At 41.0% G+C, this 14,943-nt stretch carries 14 protein-coding genes; 5 read left to right on the top strand and 9 right to left on the bottom strand.

The window, feature by feature from the left end; translation table 11 throughout:
- Window positions 1–20 precede the first annotated feature (20 nt).
- The 3 genes from map to AABA75_RS15895 form a co-directional block, all read right to left on the bottom strand.
- The gene (gene map / locus AABA75_RS15905; protein ID WP_338293671.1) at window positions 21–815 is read right to left on the bottom strand and encodes a type I methionyl aminopeptidase; all 795 of its coding nucleotides are present in this window, start codon (window positions 813–815) and stop codon (window positions 21–23) included.
- Window positions 816–1,097: 282 nt separating this feature from the next.
- Window positions 1,098–2,849: an ABC transporter ATP-binding protein gene (locus AABA75_RS15900; RefSeq protein WP_338293669.1), complete on the bottom strand. Its 1,752-nt coding sequence runs from the start codon at window positions 2,847–2,849 to the stop codon at window positions 1,098–1,100.
- Window positions 2,842–3,753, bottom strand: coding sequence for a nucleotidyltransferase family protein (locus AABA75_RS15895; protein ID WP_338294872.1), 912 nt, complete (start codon window positions 3,751–3,753; stop codon window positions 2,842–2,844). The genes AABA75_RS15900 and AABA75_RS15895 overlap by 8 nt, the downstream gene beginning before the upstream one ends.
- Before the next feature lie 383 nt (window positions 3,754–4,136).
- Here AABA75_RS15895 and AABA75_RS15890 point away from each other — a divergent pair, with 383 nt between their 5' ends.
- Window positions 4,137–4,586, top strand: coding sequence for a lasso peptide biosynthesis B2 protein (locus tag AABA75_RS15890; RefSeq protein WP_338293668.1), 450 nt, complete (start codon window positions 4,137–4,139; stop codon window positions 4,584–4,586).
- A gap of 649 nt (window positions 4,587–5,235) precedes the next feature.
- On the top strand, window positions 5,236–6,201 hold the full coding sequence (locus AABA75_RS15885; protein ID WP_338294871.1) for a TauD/TfdA family dioxygenase: 966 nt from the start codon (window positions 5,236–5,238) through the stop codon (window positions 6,199–6,201).
- A 36-nt stretch (window positions 6,202–6,237) separates the two neighbouring features.
- Here the strand turns inward: AABA75_RS15885 and AABA75_RS15880 are convergent, their stop codons facing one another.
- Window positions 6,238–8,193, bottom strand: a complete 1,956-nt coding sequence (locus AABA75_RS15880) for an asparagine synthetase B family protein (protein ID WP_338293667.1) — start codon at window positions 8,191–8,193, stop codon at window positions 6,238–6,240.
- A 132-nt stretch (window positions 8,194–8,325) separates the two neighbouring features.
- Here AABA75_RS15880 and AABA75_RS15875 point away from each other — a divergent pair, with 132 nt between their 5' ends.
- The 3 genes from AABA75_RS15875 to AABA75_RS15865 all read left to right on the top strand — a co-directional run bounded on the left by AABA75_RS15875 (window position 8,326) and on the right by AABA75_RS15865 (window position 11,035).
- Window positions 8,326–9,243, top strand: a complete 918-nt coding sequence (locus AABA75_RS15875) for an ATP-binding cassette domain-containing protein (RefSeq protein ID WP_338293665.1) — start codon at window positions 8,326–8,328, stop codon at window positions 9,241–9,243.
- A gap of 158 nt (window positions 9,244–9,401) precedes the next feature.
- Window positions 9,402–10,172, top strand: coding sequence for a hypothetical protein (locus AABA75_RS15870; protein ID WP_338293664.1), 771 nt, complete (start codon window positions 9,402–9,404; stop codon window positions 10,170–10,172).
- Complete coding sequence (locus AABA75_RS15865) at window positions 10,169–11,035, top strand: sulfotransferase domain-containing protein (protein WP_338293663.1); 867 nt, start codon at window positions 10,169–10,171, stop codon at window positions 11,033–11,035. Before AABA75_RS15870 ends, AABA75_RS15865 begins: the two co-directional genes overlap by 4 nt.
- A gap of 14 nt (window positions 11,036–11,049) precedes the next feature.
- Here AABA75_RS15865 and AABA75_RS15860 read toward each other — a convergent pair whose 3' ends face one another.
- The 5 genes from AABA75_RS15860 to AABA75_RS15840 all read right to left on the bottom strand — a co-directional run bounded on the left by AABA75_RS15860 (window position 11,050) and on the right by AABA75_RS15840 (window position 14,796).
- Window positions 11,050–11,340 carry a lasso peptide biosynthesis PqqD family chaperone gene (locus AABA75_RS15860; RefSeq protein WP_338293662.1) on the bottom strand — a complete coding sequence of 97 codons (291 nt, stop codon included), beginning with the start codon at window positions 11,338–11,340 and terminating at the stop codon, window positions 11,050–11,052.
- Between the two features lies 1 nt (window position 11,341).
- Window positions 11,342–11,473 (bottom strand): hypothetical protein, encoded by a 132-nt coding sequence (locus AABA75_RS15855; protein WP_338293661.1) that lies wholly within the window; start codon window positions 11,471–11,473, stop codon window positions 11,342–11,344.
- Between the two features lie 16 nt (window positions 11,474–11,489).
- A complete protein-coding gene (locus AABA75_RS15850) occupies window positions 11,490–13,268 on the bottom strand; it encodes a tail fiber domain-containing protein (RefSeq protein WP_338293660.1) in 1,779 nt (592 codons plus the stop codon).
- Entirely contained in the window at window positions 13,268–13,777 is a 510-nt protein-coding gene (locus AABA75_RS15845; RefSeq protein ID WP_338293658.1) for a hypothetical protein, read from the bottom strand. Before AABA75_RS15845 ends, AABA75_RS15850 begins: the two co-directional genes overlap by 1 nt.
- 137 nt (window positions 13,778–13,914) lie before the next feature.
- The gene (locus AABA75_RS15840; protein WP_338293655.1) at window positions 13,915–14,796 is read right to left on the bottom strand and encodes a hypothetical protein; all 882 of its coding nucleotides are present in this window, start codon (window positions 14,794–14,796) and stop codon (window positions 13,915–13,917) included.
- Window positions 14,797–14,943 lie beyond the last annotated feature (147 nt).

The following is a 14,943-nucleotide window of genomic DNA, read 5'->3' as shown; positions in this document are numbered from 1 at the left end:
TTCTGGGTATTATATACGGTTCAGGCGGCTTTGATTACCCGATCAATGGTTTCATCTGAGCGCAGCGTCAAGATCTCACAGCCATCGCTGGTAACCAACAGCGTATGCTCCCATTGCGCACTTAAACTGCGATCCTTGGTAACTACTGTCCAGTCATCTGGTAGCAATTTACTGAAGCGTTTTCCAGCATTAATCATAGGCTCAATAGTGAAGCACATACCTTCTTTGAGTACGTCACCAGTACCGGCTTTGCCATAGTGCAAAATCTGTGGCTCTTCATGGAAGCTGGCACCAATACCATGGCCACAGTATTCGCGGACTACGGAATAGTTGTGCTGCTCAGCGTACTGCTGAATAACTGCGCCGATGTCGCCGACACGCGTTCCAGGTTTGACAATCTCTATACCCTTGTACAAACATTCTTGTGTCACTTTAATAAGACGTTCCGCCAGGATACTCGGTTTGCCCACCACGAACATCTTTGAGGTATCACCGTGGTAGCCGTCTTTGATCACGGTAACGTCGATATTCACAATGTCGCCATCTTTTAACTTCTTGTCTGAAGGAATACCGTGACAAATAACGTGATTTACAGAAGTACAAATGGATTTGGGAAAGGGGGGATTACCATAGTTTAACGGTGCCGGAATACCGCCCTGCACGTTAACAATGTAATCATGGCAAATGCTATTAAGCTCGTCGGTTGTGACACCTTTTTTGACGTGCTCACCAATCATTTCCAGTACTTCGGATGCCAACTTTCCAGCAACTCGCATTTTTTCGATTTCTTCTGGGGTTTTGATAGTTATCGTCAAGATTCTTTCCTGATAGCTGTTTAGTCAATTTTTGTATTATAAGTTTATAATCTGGCGCTTGTAATGTATAGGTGCAATGTGTCAGACATACTTAGTAATCTGGTCTAAGTTCACGGCGAAATTCAACTGATTTATGAGGGTACCAGCTTGCGCTTGCACTCAAATATTGCTCATCAAAAGTTGAATCAAAATGGGCTACAAATGCTATAGTCAGGAAAATTTATCTAACTGGATTGTCAGAATCCGCGTGAACGTTTCACAGTGTGGTCGCTGGTGAGATATTTATGTTAAAAAGTTCTTTTCAGTAATTTCAGAGCTCAAATAATCCTCAATTTGACCATTCTTCATAATATATATGCGATCAACGTCTCGCAGACTAGATAGATGATGGGTGATTATGACAGTAGTTAGTTTCCCTTTTAATTGATTTATTACCTTCATAATTGTGCTTTGATTTTCATCATCTAAAGCACTGGTAGCTTCGTCCAGAATGAGCAATGTTGGGTCAGGCAGTAATGCTCTTGCTAGAGCAAGGCGTTGACGTTGACCACCTGACAACCCGATTCCTTTTTCACCAACTGACGTATCCAATCCTTGGGGTAGTGCCATTACAAAATCGAGCGCATTTGCCTGTTTGAGCGCGGTCAACAATTGTGCTTCTGTAGCATCTGGCTTGCTCCAGAGTAAATTGTTTCTGACGCTATCATGGAATAAGTGAGTCTCTTGTGGCACGTAACTGATATGTCTACGCCACTGCAATAATTGCTCTTCTTTGAGTTTATTGCCATCAATTCTGATTTCGCCACTTTGAGGTGCGATCAAACCCATCAAAATGTCTGCGAGAGTACTTTTACCTGAGCCGGATGGGCCGATAATCCCAATTATTTGTCCAACGGGAATAGTAAGCTGGACGTCAGTTAAGGTTTTTACCGTAGTTGCATTATCGATGGGTATGTAAGAAAAGCAGATATTTTCAAGGGTGATCTGTCTTTCTGGTGCAACCAGTTTGGTTTCTTTTCCATTTTGTTCAAAGCATGCCTGAGCTTGCGTTAACAATTGATCAAAGGAGCTCAAAGCTGGTAGGGTATTGATTAATCGGAGCAGATCTTGTTGCAATAACGATACTTTTGGTGATAGGCGAGAGAACAAAAATACCAATACCAAGATTGAGATTATCGAAAGTTGTAACATCTCAACAGCAATAAATAAAAAACTGGCCAAAATTATTGCCGTACCTAAGCCAAACATGAACTTAGCATTAGCTCTGCTTGCACAAGTTTGGCTTTGAACTTCATAAATCGCATCTATGTTACTGGCAAAATCAGCAACTTGCCGATTTTCGCTACTAAAACATTTGGCTGTTTTAATACCTGTGAGGCTCTCACTGATCAATGAATACATTTTATCGTGATGGCTGGTGTGAATGCCACCAAATCGATAGGCGTCATTTAGCTTCTTACGTCCAAACCACAACAGTAGAACAACGCTTAAAAAAGTAAGCAAGGTCATCTCAAACGAAACAATAAAAGAACCAATTAAATAGACGCTGGCGATCACTATTGTAGAGGCCATCCTGATAGAGATTAATACCATCAAGCCAATACGGTTTATATCTTGGGTCAACGCCTGAGTCATATCTGAATGGCGTATTTTCGTGAAAAGTAACCAGTTACTATAAATAAGCGCTTTATAAAGCTCTAGTCGAAATGCATTAACTATTTTTTGTTGTATGGCGTTATTGTGGATGGTTTGTCGCTTAATAAGCAATTCTCTTATCGCAATTAATACTATAAAAGCTAATAGCACAGTAAAAATGTTTAAGGGTAAACCGATAGCATCAGCAAACTGAGTAAGCTTGAGGGTGATAGGGTGGCTGGTCACCTGTTGTTCCGTTACACCAATAGTTGCCAGTAATGGAATAATCAACATCAGGCTGACACCTTCCATAAATCCCAGTGCAAATAAGCCTGTCGCAGCAAATAGTGTGTCTTTGCCAACAATATTGGCGATAAAAGCTAAATATTTTCTAATCACGTTTAGCCATGTAGTATTTTCGAACAATTCTGACTAATCGTTTCAAGAGCTGACTGACCATACCACTCTCATCAGATAATGTACCCTTCGCAATATCTTCGTTATTTGGTGTTGCTAATTCCCTGAGCACCGTTAATGGTGAAACTAAATCACTGTTAATCGCCATCCACCAAGACAGGGTTGATTTAGCAAACTGGTAAAGATTACTATTATTGATATACCCGTGTACATGTGGAATTTCACCATATTTGAGATAACTACTTATGACGAATGCACAAATGGTGTGTTCTTTGCGACTTAGCTGAATCGGACCGTAACATGTACCAAAAAAATAGTCACATACTGCAAGTGATGCATTGACAATATGTGCTAATCCGAGCCTGTCAGCTAATTTATTAACTACCGTCCAATCCTCAATAAGTTGGGCGTAATACAGAATATCCACAACGGATTTTAATTTTTGCCAACCATCGTTAGTTCCACAAACGCATAAATATATAAATTCAAGAGGCTCTATTAGGCGGGGGACAGTATTATCAGATTTTATACTATTGAATAAATCGCTATATTCGATGGGTAGTAGAGCGTTGCGTCTAAGTTTCCAGTGAATATCTAATTCCAATTGTCGCTCAGGGAGTTCGATAGTGTGTTCTATGAGCACTAATTTTTGATGATCGGTTGCTATTTTTTTGAAGTCAGCAGAGTTCAGTGGCTCGTTGCAAGTATCGATATAGCCTTGGCTTTTCAATAGTTCAAAAGCCTTTTCTAGCTGCACGGGGTCAATTAGAATATCAAGATCAAGAATCGAACGGTAATACCAACGCTCTCCAAATACTGGCTTTGCTATGGCAACTCCTTTTATGATTGCAAAACGAATGTTGGCTTGTGTTAGAAGGTTTACTATTTCTGTTTTTTTTGCTCTGTAAAAACATGGAATAACAGTTGTTTTCGGTGCCTTAATGTCAACCTTTTCCTTATCTCATTGGGTATTTCTGGTTCGTCTTTTACATATTCGGCCAGCCAACAGTTCAGCCCATGAAATTTTGCTAATTTTAATGTCTTTTGCCAGTCAATATCCTTCCATGTTAATTCTAGTCGTTGGCTATCCTTGAGCGGACAGCCTAAAGTAGCGGCAGTAAGTAGGAGTGACAATTCTTTTGACGGTTGGTAGTTTGAAGTCAATTGCAACTGTTGAGCGATCCTGGTGTCTTTTCTGGTCGCTTTAGTTTACGATTTTATCACTGCTATTGCGAGGTGAATTCATTTGAAATCTAAAGGATTAAAGCGATGAAAGTGACCACACTTAAAAAGCTGAGACAAATTAAATCTACGGAATTATTACTTTGGATTGAGGCATGTATGCTATTGGCAATCGCGCGCTTTTTGGTTTGGGCATTTCCGTTTAAATATTGGGTTAAATTGATAGGTGAGTCCATGTCAACCAGTCGTGTTCATAAACAGCCCAAAATCTCTCAAGAAAAGCGTTTCAGGATTGCGTGGGCTGTGAAAAGTGCGGCTTACCATGTACCGTGGCAAGCATTATGTTTGCCACAAGCAATGACTGCAAAGTGGATGCTGGGCTTTCGCGGGCAATCAAGCAAACTTTACCTGGGAGTTAAGTCCGGCTCAAATAATGGGCAGGGAATGGCTGCACATGCGTGGCTCTCTTGCTGCGAAGGGGTAATAACTGGCGGTGATGTTGAACAAGAGTTTGTCAGTGTGTCACACTTTATCTAGTTTTTAACGGTATTTTTGAGTTGTTGCCATCAAGTTAGTAGCAGATCACTGAGCCTCTTTAATTGCTAGGAGTGACTTGAAATACCCCAGCCTATTCCTCTAAATCAATAATATCCAACTCAACCAGAAGCTTTTGTTCTGTTGCTCTGCCCCGGTGCCATACATATTGTTCCAGATAGTAAAAGTGATAACCTTACCAATACCAGAACACTGCAATTTTTCTTCATTTAAAATGGGGCTTTGATGTTTATATAATACCCAAATATAGTATTGATATCGAAATAGTCTGATGTTAATGGGTTACTTTTCGAGAATTACATAAACTGCATTGAAAAGAGGCTTATGGCGTGTCAACGTCTCAGTAATGCTCAAACACAGCGTTATACAGGCATAAGAAGAAGAGTAGTTGGGATCTGGCGCAATTACCCCGGGGGATAAAATGTTAAGCAACATAGTGGATTGCATGGTTTTCGTTGTAAAACTTCTCTTTGCTGGGAAAAAACAGGTGTTACAAGAGCTAATTTATGCCCCTGTAAGTTCGGTACACATCGATAGTAGCTTTGCAAGCTTTGTGGCATACTAAGTCTTCCGTACTCTTACACCCAAATCATTTTAGAAACCTGGCGAAATATAGGGTCCCTCTGATGACATCCCCTACATCACGTTAAAAGATCTCGGTATTTATCTCGAAGTTAATCCTAACTGTAAAGATGAACGTTTAACTAACATCGATCGACAACAAATCATTGAAGCCTATCTTGACAAAGGTGCACTTTTATTTCGCGGATTTAAAACAGATCAAGCTATATTTAGAAGCTTCGCGCAATCGTTTTGTGATTTTTCGGTATTCAACGGTAGTAAACAGCGAAAACTATTAGATGGAAAAAATAATATTCAAACCGTTAATTTGGGCTTTGATGAATTTCCATTGAACGCTGAACTCGCTAAAGACCCATGGAAGCCAGAAGTCTGTTTTTTTGCCTGTTTAAAACCACCAACCTCTGGAGGACAAACCACTATTTGTGATGGAATTGAGCTTGTAAAAAGGTTAGACAAGAAACTTGATGTAAATGATCAAAAGCGGTTGAAGAAAAATTTTTTGGTCTATCAAAACAGGGCGACGCAAGAAGAACTCGATTTCTGGTTGAACGACAAGAATGATTTAAGCTCAATCAGAAGTGATTGTCCTTTTAATTTCATCAAAACAAAAGATGGAATATCCTCATCTTACATCGTACCAGCGTTACACAAGCCAATGTGGAAAAATCAATTGGCGTTTGGCAACTTGTTACTCATCGCGCGATTCAGGCATAAGCTGAAGAACTTTCCATTCTTTGGCGATGGTACGTTGGTTTCAACTGAGCTTTTACAGACCGTCAAAGATGAGGCTGAGCAGATTACCCATGAGGTTAACTGGCAGGAGTCTGATGTTCTTATGTTAGATAACTCACGACATATGCATGGTCGAAGGGCGATAGTGGAAGATGACCAACGCTTAATTTTGTCTTCTTGTGGCTATTTAAACTTTGCCCATGAGTCTTCGTACTTCATCGATGGACCTTGGCGCAAAGAAAATTGGGGGCATCGATTGCCAGTTAGATTGGAGCGCTATTGAAATAGTTCATGCCCGGCACTTTGGACTGCCTGGACCTTAACGTTTGTCTCCTTCAAACCAGCGTATATAACGTCCTACCATTATGGCTCGTGACAATCCTAGCCGGTATCTACCTATTATTTGTTTCGAATTCCAGTTCGCAGAATTGTCTGGCCAGTCGTTCAACAATTGTCTCATCCTTGGTAAATCTAGCACTTGCTGCGCCGTGGTGTTTTGTACCAATCGTTCGTATTCTAATTCAAGCTCTCTTTTGCTTTGTTGCATACGCAAATACCAACCCGGATCTTGCGTACCACGCAAGTTATTGTGTAGTACTGCCTTTGGTAGTTGTTCGGCAAAAGCCCGGGTTGCCAGCCAGCGCAAACCTTTTCGATTCAAGTATTGTTCATCGGGAATAGCCAAACAATATTCTATTATGCGCCTGTCAGCAGTCGGATCCCTCAGTTCCGTGCCGAATGAAGCTCGCCAACTTTCGTGTAAATCTCCAGAGAAATTGAGCGCAACCAAACTAAGCTTCCTAACCTCTCGAGAGCAGACCGGAAATTGCCAGTAGGGAGAAAAGCCGGCCTCATTTGCTCTTAACGCAACTTTTATTTGATTTGCAAATTCGGGATTAATTAAACAATTGGCTGACCAAATAGAGTGGTGCTCAGTGAAACACTCAACCAACATTCGATATAGCCATTGCGGTAGCAAGGGCTTCGCTATTTGGTTTTTAACAATAAATGATAGGTCCCTTCCACGATAGCCATTAAGTTGTTTAATTCCATGCAACAGTTTGGACCAATTAAAACTCTTGAACCAAGGAGCTAATGACCAATTGCCTTCGTAGGAAATCGTATAATTTCCCTGTTGTCCAGTTAATAAAACCCTTTCATTATTAGCAGCTGCTGTGCGCATAATGGTTTCCATCCAAACCCGGTTATCGGGGTTGCGTATAGGGGCCTCTGCCTGTTCAAGATAGTTATCTATACCAGATAGTTGATCTAAACCTTCACTAGCAACAAAGTGCGGCGTTAAATTTGGGGTCATTTTAGCAATGGCATTGACCAACGGAGTTTCATCGTTGTATCGCCCCCATGGGGTTGGGCCGTCAAAATCTCGCTGGGGTATTGAAGTATAACTAGATAAGTTTTTACCTTGTCTAGCCAATAATTTAGCGGCGCTTGTAGCAACCGCTGATGAGTCAATACCACCACTCATAAATGCACCCACGGCATGACAAGTGCGCAGTTGACTATCTACCACTTGTTCAAATAACTGCTTGAAATGATCTACATAATCTTGCTCTTTTTTGTAGCTGATTCTCTGTTCAGTATTGATTTGCCAGTAACGTTTTACTTCTATTGCGCAACTGACAGTATCAAAGGTTAACAAATGTCCCGGTGCGAGCCGTTTTACCCCTTCGTATAAAGTGCTGGTCATATCATCATGATTCAAAATCAAAAAATCTGCTAAAGCAGCTCGATTCATCTTTCTTGGCATGCCGGGTAATGCCATTAATCCTTTAGGTGCAGTGCTAAAAGCAAAAAAGTTTGCTTGTAAAGAATAGTGCAGACTGCGACTGTATCCCTGCGGATCTCGAACCAGTTGTAACTGTTTTTTGTTTTGTGACCAAATAGCCCATACCCAATCACCAATAACAAGGGGAAAGGCTTTCGTGTTCCATTTTAAATAAGCTAACTGAGCCAGTTGACTGTCACTAATGACATCAGACTTCGGTAATTCTAATCGCTCTACTAATTCGCTGCGGTTGTCAATTCGCCCAGCAAACACCATTGCAGTTCCATTACCTTTATCTGTAACAGGTTGCTTTTCAAAATAGTCCTCTGGAGTAAAACGCATTAGGCAATGCGCCAACCCAAGTTCTTGATGTGTCCATATCTGTTGCTTGTCCGGGCCGTGAGGCAATAACGCCATAACCATGCGCTCTAAATCTGCCGCATCAACATTTACACCGTCTAAACGGAGCAACCCTGCAATCGCACTCATATTACTCTCAACTAATAGCTACAAAGACTAAGTTTTTTAAATTTGACGGGGTTATGGTAACCTTTCAGACTAAATTTCTAAAGGCTATTACTTAAAATGGCCTGAACTAACATTTAACGGTTTTAATACTTCGTGCCTGTTTATCAAATTGCGGGGTTTACCCTCGAAAGTCCAATTGAATTACCAAGTTTATCCCAGTCGTTGATTGAGACAAGACTGAAGGTTGAACTCACTATTAAGGTGAATATCATTCCGTCTTTTACGACAATACAATGTTCGCGCCCTCTCGATGGCGGAGAATATCAATGGCTTGATGGCGGTTTTCGTCTCTTTCACCCTAAAGTCGGGGAGATTGTATTACAGCAGGGCTTCATTTACTGGCAACAATTACACCCTGTGGATATTGAGGGATTCAGAACTTTTTTGCTCAACACAATATTGCCAGCTTACGCAATATTAAAAGACATGTTATCTCTGCACGTCAGTGCCGTATCTGTGGCGGGCCAGGCGATAGCTTTTCAAGGTCACTCCGGTGCCGGCAAATCAACTTTAGCCGCCATGCTAATGCAACGTGGTTATCCAGTAATTACGGAAGATCTGGGTATCGTTGAATTGAATGAGCAAACCGCAATCATGCGAGCTGGCGTGCCTTATTTTCGGTTGTGGCGGCAAACACTCAAATATCTAAACGAAACTCCTCAACCGCATAATAGAGCATGGCTAAATAAAGGGAAATATTATCAGAGTATTGAAGATGATAAATTTTGCTTACACCCACAACCAATTCGTGCCATTTATTTTCTGAAGGAACCCGAACAAGGCAACAGCGTAGCAATAAAAACTATGACTGGTTTCAGTGCCGCTAAAGCACTTCTGAATTCCTATTTTTTTGGTTTGCAACAAAATAACACGACAAAGACTGAACAGCTCTTTAAAAAAACCATGGTACTAGCTAATCAAACCTTGTGTTTTGAGTTGGTCCGCCCTAAAAACTTTGCAATGACAGAACAAGTTCTTGACGCACTGGTCCAGCATTGGGGGACTTTTTAAAACACATGCACTATTACTATTTTAACGGTTTATATATAAAGTCAGACATTGCGCTAGCCCCTCTAAACAGCCTCGCAACTATTGAACCGGATGTAACAATAAGACTTGCAAAGGTGGCAACAACGCTAGTTAACCCGGTCCAGCAAGAAATCACTTTCATGCTAAAACGCAATGAGGCACTCATAAGATTGCCCGGCGTTGGACGATTCTTGATTACCGATGGTAATAGTATTTTAATGGAACTTGAATCAGATTGCCCGCTTAATGACTTATCGCCATTTATTCTGAGTATTGCCTGGGCGGCTTTGAGCTACCAACGAGGCAGGAATTTGCTCAAAGGCGCACTAGTCGAACTAAATAAAAAAGTTTGGTTAATATCAGGTATCTCTCCTGTTGGTAGTTCTACTTTTGCTCTCGCATTACAGAAATATCTAGGCTCGACAGTGATAAGTGACGAGTTTTGTAGCTATTACCATACAGAAGAGGGGATAATGGTAGATCCCGGCATACCCGCGCTAAAACTTTGGCAAAACAGTCTGGAGTACTTCGATATTGACTGCGAAAATTTATGCAGAATTCGGGCTCAACTCAACAAGTTTTGGCTGTCGTTGCCCACAAATAACTTCTCACTCAATTCAGTTATTAACCGCTCTTTAAAACTAGCCGGTATTATTAGTTTGCAAGAGTGGCGCAGTGATGAAGTGGCTCCGCAAGGAATACAGCAAATTAAAGGTTTCAAGGCACTTAAAAAAACCTTTTATCATGGTTTTCACCGTGTGTACTTAAATGGGCAAGACAATGAGCAACAAAAATTTGAAGAAGGTTTGCAGCTAGCTCAACACTGTAAGCTTGCTACATTCACCTTCAAACGAGGTATGAATTCATTACGAGAAAACTGTCAACACTTACAAGAGCAACTAATCAAATGAGCAACAAAAATACCTATTGGTTGGCCTCTTACCCAAAATCTGGGAACACTTGGTTCAGATTGTTTCTCAACCAACTTTTGGGACCTGCGCAGCAACTGAATATCAACGACTTACCAATCCAAAATACTATCGCTAGTGCTCGTTTGGGTTTTGATGTGGGCTTGGGTGTCAACTCCTCAGACCTGTTACCCGCAGAAATCGATAGGTTAAGGCCCTTTAATGATGAGTTGTTTAACGATGCTTCAGACAGCCATATATATCGTAAGATTCACGATGCCTTTATTTCGCCAAACACCGGGCATCCCATCATCTCGACAAAAGTTAGTGCGGGAGTTATCTATATTGTTCGTAACCCGCTGGATGTTCTTGTCTCATACCATTATCATCTCAATGAAAGCATCGACGAGACAATGGCATATCTAAACGGTCAAGGTGAATCAAAATCTCAACATCCGAATGGAATTCGTTCGCAATTTAATACCTTCATGGGGGGGTGGAGTCATCACGTTTTAAGCTGGATCGGGCAAACTCAAATACCAGTGTGTGTTATTCGTTATGAAGATCTACTGAGTGACCCATTAACCCACTTTAATAAGGCTACTCGTTTTGCTCAAATAGAGCATACGCAAAGCGAATTACAACAAGCAGTAGACAGCACTCAGTTTGAAAAGCTTAAAGCTCAAGAATCGAAAGTACGTTTTGCGGAAACACCAAGCCATACTAGTCATTTTTTTAGAAATGGCATTGCGGGGGGATGGCGGGAGTATTTAACCGAGGCTCAGGTTCAAAAGGTTGTTAGTACACATTCAAATGTGATGCAAAAACTAGGTTATCTTGACAATCAAAATAACCTGATTTTTTAGTTTGTCTCAAAATGTTAATCGCAGATAAGAATCAAACCTTTATCATTCAAGTGCTGGATGAAAGCTAGCGTCTCTTCCTGACATTGATTAAAGCTGACGTTATAAACTCCCGTCAAATGAGAAACAACATCTTCCACTTTGGTCGGTTCAGCTATGAGTCTCCATATAGCTGAACCAATCCTTCCTAAACCGTAATACTCGCCTTGTTCTATGCTCATCATTACCACTTCATTATCCAACTCAGATGCAATGTGGTCACCAGAGTGGGTTACAATGGAGTGCAAAGCGATATTATAATTTTCCATATTATGTTGTCTGACCAAGCCCATCTGGGCCAGAGCCACCTGCAGCTTGAGTCTGATTTAACTCGCATATTTCAAGCTCCGGCTTCTCCCACTCAGCTTTAGATTGTTCAGATAGTTTATTTTCAGTGTCCATAAAGTTCCTCACTTTTTTAGTTTTCTAGCAATTTTTGTAATTTAGTTTCAATCTGCAAAAGCTTATCACTCAACATTCTATTTTCCAACTTTAAACCTTCCAGTTCCTGTTGTAGCTGAGCATCCTTCTCTTTGGATTCGGTATTTAAAGCTTGAATACCAGCAATTGCTACACCGCTGAGGTCTATTGTAGTGATGTGCTTTTCATCGACGCCTAATCCGAACAAGCCATAAAAATCTTCGGCTATCGGCCCTATATGTTTAATACCTTCACCATCAGCAATGTAGTTCCATTTCTTTATCGCCAAGTTGGACAACTTGTTAAGGATGTCGCCTTCATCAACACCAACGATGTTATCTTTTGACGTTCGACTAGATGTTTGAACCACTGCACCGTTAATAGTCATGTTCGTACCATCAAAACTGAGAGTGGTTGTACCGCCACTGACTACAACTAATTGCCCATTAGTGAAGTTGTATTCATGTGCCTCTGCTGAGTTAGTATATTGCGTTAACAGAAAGGAGTTGCCTGACTTGCTTGTACCGAGATAAAACTCATTATTTTGAGAGCTACCGTCAGCTACGAAATGCATCTGATTACCCCAATGGCTTTGCAATTTCAAAAGCGTTCTAAGCTCCTTAGTACCCGGTACTTCGCTATCCCTCAACAACATATTTGCACCACTAGAAGTAATATCAAATTCAGCAGTAGGTGTATTGGTCCCAACACCGACATTACCAGAGGCGTCAACACTCAGATATGGATTTGCCCCACCTATAGAAGTGACTTCAAAACGGCCAACAGGGGCATTTGTACCTATTCCAATATCACCTTGGTCATCAATATTAAGGTAAGAAGTGCTGTAATCAAGGCCGCGCACATCCAGACGTCCAGTTATGGCAGTAGTGCCAGTACCTATACCAATTTTACCATTGGTCTGAACTAAAAAGCCCGAATTACCATTACCCATTTGCACATCAAACCAGCCCAATGGGTCGTAGCCATTGTCGATATTGACACCAACGTATGAGGATGGGTTAATTAAAAACGCGTGGTTGTTCGCATCAGTTGCGTGGGCAACATCAAATTGACCATCAGGCGATTGCGTTTCAAGACCAACATCACCGTCTGAAGCAATGTAGAGACTGTTCTTAGAGGCGCCGGGCGCAATTTTAAATGGAATATTGCTATTGTTGGTGACATCGCGAATAAAAAAGTTGGTTTCATTACCGGCAATATCCCAGCTTTGCGACGTGAAGCCTGAAGAGCCATCCTGTTCAATACGCAATGAGGGTGAGTTGCCGTCTTTGACGTGCAATTGTGTTAAAGGCGTCGAGGTATTGAAGCCTATATATCCATTATCTTTTACGAAAATACTATGGTCAGGTGCTCCGGCTGAAATTGTAAAGGGCACTTTTGTAGCCGAAATATCTTCTATTGAAAATTTATTTGCTCCTCCATTGGCCGAGTCATTTGCGGTAATTTGCCAGTCATTTGATGGGAAGCTTGATGTCGAACTTGAATCATGAAACTTTATTCGAACATTGTTTTCTTTTAGTCGAATAGTGTCATAGTTAAAGCTTTCGCCATTAACACAATCTAAACCTACGCAAAGGCTGGCCTGGATTATAACGTCATCTGTGTATAACTGATCTGCATTGCTTAATGGAGCAAAGCCTAAAATTCCCAGTGCTAAGCACAAAGCTCCAGAGGATATGACTTTGTCTTTAATTGAAGAAGCTTTCATAGTGATTTCACTCAGAGTTAAACAGGAGGGAAGCGTTTTCTTCATCATTACCATCTCGCGGGTGCTGGTTCGTTGGTTTGCGCAAATTGCTTAATGCTTCCACCTTCAACAATGAAGCTACCTGAGTGGAAAACAGGCTTTCCTGCGTATGTGAAGTTATTTTCTCCGCGACCATTATTCATGGTATCCCTAATGAGTTTGAGCGGGCCAACATGGGTGGTGATCTGATAATTGTATCTTCCCGGGGGCAATTGATTGTTTTTTGCTAAGAGGCTGTCGCTCTCTAACAGGTTCACGGTTTCGGATGAGCCACTGAATTCTATCGTATGCGCGAATCCGGCCGGGCCTGAGATAGAAATGGTACCGCCGTGTGAAGCGCCTTGAACGTTTAACGAGATATGAGTAGAGGACAATTTCGCCTGCACCGTCGGATTTTGCTGAGACCCTAGTCCTTTTTTATTTAATTCAAAAAGGTCTCCTGAGATGGCATTGCCGGCAAACAATAATGCAGTGCTTGCCATCAATGCTTTGATTTCAAGACGGTGAGTAATTTTCATTTACAAAGGCCTTTTAAGATTCAAACTGGGTTTAAATATACGAATAAGTATTAATTTAAACCATTTTTCCAGATAATCCACACCAGAATGCAGTAATGTACGACATTTCTTTTCTACTTTTTGGTGATTGGCGAAATTTATTTGCCCAAAGTCGCGTCAAAAACCAAATTGGATAATACCTGTTCCATTACATCCTCTAACTTTAGAAAGCTTTCAGTATTTCGAATTGTACTAAGTTGAGCGACAAGTAAGAAATCGCCCATTTTTATGGTGGTATGGCTAATATCGACTTCTATTTGTGATGCATCGTATCGTCCGGATACTCTGGCAATAACCATATCCCCCCATTTTGACGATAACTCGGTGATATCCATGATTTTGAATTTCTGCAAAGATTTTGATTGAGACAGAATACTTCGAGTTTTCTCTGCCAAATCTTCGGTCGCGATGGTTTCGGTGATAATGCTAAGAACCAAGTTAGCTTCTGGCAATGAAGTATTGTCGTTTGTAGTTCTTAAAACCAGTGAGTTTGCGAATTTTTGTGTCGGTTTAAAACCGACAGGTTGATTGAGCTGAACCAGCGGTTCATCGTTAACTCTCAAAAGTTTGCTTGCTTCCCATCGCATGCTATTGAGCATGTTTACAATGTTATCTTGGTATTGTTTGGCTTTTGAGAGTGGCAGTGACAAATCCAATACAGCACAGTTCGTATCTCTGCTAATTAATTTTATAATTCGCAAGAATTCGGTGTCAGCTACCAGCGATTTGATCAACACCAGATCTTCTTGTTGTTTCAATCCAATTACTTCGTCAATCTTAAATTGGTTTAGCGACTTTTCTGCCAAACTGGTCAGCTGATTGTGAATTTGTTGCCTGGATTTATTGTGTTCAGTGTATACCAGCTTGATGTAATCGTTCTGATTGAGCCACTTGTCTGGGTCTTTTGATGGATTGAGTGAAACGGCATTGTCGAGCCTGATATTATACCGGGGGCCTTTAAATTCGATTGTCTCAGCCATCGAGACGCTAACTACCAAACAGGTAAAAAAATGAAATAAAACAAGGGTTTTGCGCATATTTATAGTCGTTATAATTTAATTGCGTAATAATGGAGAAATCACTTCAAAATTGTAGCAATATCTTTCAGACTTTTCTATATTCAACAG

This window comes from Planctobacterium marinum (assembly GCF_036322805.1).
GTDB classification, from domain to species: domain Bacteria; phylum Pseudomonadota; class Gammaproteobacteria; order Enterobacterales; family Alteromonadaceae; genus Planctobacterium; species Planctobacterium marinum_A.
The sequence above is the reverse complement of the archived record's forward strand: the minus strand, read 5'-3'. Positions and strand labels throughout refer to the sequence as shown.